At 53.3% G+C, this 3,715-nt stretch carries 1 protein-coding gene; it reads right to left on the bottom strand.

The window, feature by feature from the left end; translation table 11 throughout:
* Positions 1–190: transposase (locus FJ146_19700; protein MBM4254196.1), on the bottom strand; the 190-nt coding region annotated here is incomplete at its 3' end.
* Between the last annotated feature and the right edge of the window lie 3,525 nt (positions 191–3,715).

Genomic DNA, 3,715 nt, shown 5'->3' with positions numbered 1-3,715 from the left:
GCATTGCCGCAATGCCGGCTTGTTTGAACTTGCTCCGCCATCTGGCAAACAGCGCTGGGCTGATCCCCTCGCGTCTGCAGATATCGGCAGCCTTCTTGGTCCTCTCTGCTTCGAGGATCAATTCCGCTATGGCTTCCGGGCTCCTGCGAGTCCGACGCTTCTTTTCTAGCAATGTCTGATTTGTATCCATTTGCGCTCCCTAACATACTTTGTTCCTTATGTGGGGAAGAAAGTGGAGCATCCTAGAAATATCAATTGGTTATAAACACAAGTGACATGCTTTGTTGTCTTAAATTATCCGGCTATCTGTGTCGGACGAGCCCGGACAGCACAGCCAAGATTTTGGATCAGATAATTTAGCGAAGTCGAAGTTTAACGTGAGTGTAATAAATGGCCTCGTCATTACTAGCACTATCGGTTCCAGTGTAATGGGTGCATTTGAAACGTGACGAAAAATGGCCGAATGATTTCGTGTCTATACTGCTGTATCCATCAGTGGAGCCACCAGTCCAGGGCGCGTAACTATAAGTCGCTGTCGTCCAGGTGGACTGTGTGTAAAAACTGTTGGTATTCGTGGCCGTGCCAGTAGGTGATTTCACTCCCGACCAAAAAATATTTAACGCATCATAATCGCCAAAAACATCGTAAATCCGCAAAGTATTCTCCTCGCTATCTACCGAATCGACAAAATGCCATCTAAGTGAATAACGAGCCTCACTGTGTACTGGTAAGTTATTGATGGTTAGAGTGTTTGAATTCCACGAATTAGCGTTTCCGCTCCCGCTCTGAGTCCATCCATGGCCGTATCCAGCAATGCCACCGAAATTTGTCATGTTCGTGACCGTCGCGGAGGACCAATTAGCCGTATAATCATTAGCAGCCATACCTTCGTCCCAAACAGTAAGCCAAGCACCGTCCCAGTAGTGAGATCGGACTACTCCATCAAGCCACCTTACGTAGTAGTTTCCAGTATTTTTGCCATACAACTGACGGAGGTCCGTGATTGGCTCGTTAATATTCGCACCGCTCGGAACAGTTCCAGGTAAATACGCCGTAACCTGTGTGGTGCCGTCTGGATACTTCACACCACCCGACGCGGACTCGATGACCCCATTTACAGCCAGTGATGATGACGGATTTGTAGTCCCAATCCCGACGTTGCCGTTGCTAGTTATGGCCATGCGAATAGCACTTGCAGTATCGTCCTGAAAGGCCAATACGTCTGATGCATCACCACGCACAAACATGCCCCAGTTGCGCGCCGTATTTTTTAACCGATAACCGGCACTAGCCGTTGTTGCTGAGAGGTTTTCAATCTTCATCTCGGGTCCGGAATTGGGCAGTGTAGCAGCGACGTGTAACTGCGAACTCGGTGCTGCGGTCCCAATACCGACGTTGCCGCTACTTGTGATACGCATGGCTTCCGTAGGTTGAAACGATGCGGAGCCACGAACTGCCAGACTCAAATAACCGGCATAGCCTGAACTGTTATCGCTCTTGCGTCCCGCTATGGAAGCGAATACCGTTTGGCCACTGGCGTAATTCCCACCCAGACCAAGGCTGCCGCCAGTGTCGGAACCAGGTGAGTCACTCGTTGTCACGTACATGTTATAAAAGTCGCTCGCCAAAGTTTTGTTCGTATCTACTACATGGAATTTTCCAGAAGGAATCGTCGTCCCAATCCCCACTGAACCTGATGCACTAATCGTCGTAAACACACCAGTATTCGCCGTAGTCGCTCCAATCGCACCAGGAGCAGCCCAGTCTGTAGCCGGCGGCATCGCGCTGGTCCAGGTCGTACCGTTTGACGTGAGTACATTGCCACTGTTGCCCGGGGACACACTGAGCAAAGTACTAGCGCCGTTACCTAGAAGCACGCCGTTAGCCGCCAGTGTTGCCGCACCGGTACCACCGTTGGCGACGCCTAGCGTGCCGGACGTGATCAGTGAAGCGCTGTGGGCAGGAAGATCGGCAGCAGCTAATGACGTGCCAGAAGTCACCCGGCCCTTCGCATCAAAGGTAACTTTAGTAGCTGTACCTGCAGTCGCAATACTCGGTAACGTTGCCGTGACAGTACCAGAGGCAAATCCCGAGGTCGTGATATCTCCGGTCACGGCCGTCAAGTAACTACCAGCGGGTTGTTTAGCGTTGAAAGTACCAAAATCGCTGTTAGACAGTAGTCCTGCCGTGACACCCGTAGCGGATGCCAGCGGGATATTAATGGTATGGACGTTACCGGCAGAGGACCAGGTCGGTGCTGTGCCAGTGCTGCCTGGAACCGCGAATGACTGAGTCGCTCCCGTTTGCCCATTAAGGCTTGCGAGAGCAGCCCCCACCGCACCGACCACCTGTACCGCCGTGCCGTCCCAATACTTCATTTGATTAGCGGTAGAGTTAAACCAGGTTTTACCTTTGTCTCCTGCGGCAAGTCCAGTGGGGTCGGCGGTGTAAACACCGAGGCCTAAAGTCTTAGCGGCTGCGATCTGGATATTGCCGGTGTTGACGAGATCGTTTGCGCCCATGTTGAGGGCACCCGCCATGGTGTCACCAGCCTTATTCGCAGGCATGTAGCCAAGGGCATTCGTGATGTCTGCAGATGGTAGTGTACCGACAGTGACAGCACCGCCGGCGGTCACTTGTTTAAGATACTGACCGGCGCCACCTGTGGCCGTGAGATTAGTGCCCGTACCACCGTAAGCGAGACCGACGGTTCCTGATGTGATCAGCCCAGCGCTGTGAGGAGGGAGGTCAGCTGCGTCTAAACTGGTCCCAGCAGTGACGCGGCCTTTGACATCGTAAGTGAGTTTGGTTGCCGTGCCGGGAAGCGCTACAGATTGCAGGGTGGTTGCGACCGTACCGGAGCTAAAACCAGAAGATGTGATGTCACCGGATAGATTTGTGACGTAACTACCAGCGGGCTGTTTAGCATTGAATACCGAGTAATCGCTATTTGATAGAAGACCAGCCGTCACACCCGCAGCAGATGCCAGCGGGATATTCAGTGTGTGGACGTTACCTGTTGAAGTCCACGACGGCGCCGTACCCATGCTGCCTGGAAGTGCGAATGTCTGAGACGCTCCCGTCTGGCCGTTAAGACTTGCCACTGCTGCACCCACGGCACCGACGACTTGCACGGCAGTGCCGTCCCAATACTTCATCTGGTTGGCGCTTGAGTTATACCAAGTTTTGCCTTTGTCTTCTGCTCCCAGCCCTGTCGGGTCAGCTGCGTAAACACCGAGGCCTAAAGTCTTGGCTGCAGCGATCTGGATATTGCCGGCGTTAGTGACGTTGTTGCCGTTCATATCGAGGACACCGGACATGGTGTCTCCGCCTCGATTCACTGGCGTAAAGCCGAGGTCATCTTGCTTCGCATTAAAGCTCGTCCAGTCAGTCGAGCTCAGGTATCCGTTCGCTACACTGTCGGCACGACTCAGGGACAAGACGCCGGTGCCGGATGTGTAGCTGAGGGGTGATGTCGCCGACACGGCTGCGCGCGCTCTGGCGTCCGTGTAGTAAAGATTCGCTGCATCTTCACTCACAACCGCTGTCGTTAAACTCTGCCAAGTTTTGTTACCAGCTAAAAACTGCGTCACGTTCCCACCACTGGGTAGGGCTGGTTCCTTGCTCGCAAGGTCAGACGGAAGGCCCTGGATTTTACTCTGTGCAATGCCCGCACCGGAAGCAATGTCGGTATCGACAATCTGCGGTGCACTGA

Source organism: Deltaproteobacteria bacterium, from assembly GCA_016874735.1.
In the GTDB taxonomy this organism is placed as follows: domain Bacteria; phylum Bdellovibrionota_B; class Oligoflexia; order Oligoflexales; family CAIYRB01; genus CAIYRB01.
This window is presented reverse-complemented; position numbering and strand designations above follow the sequence as displayed.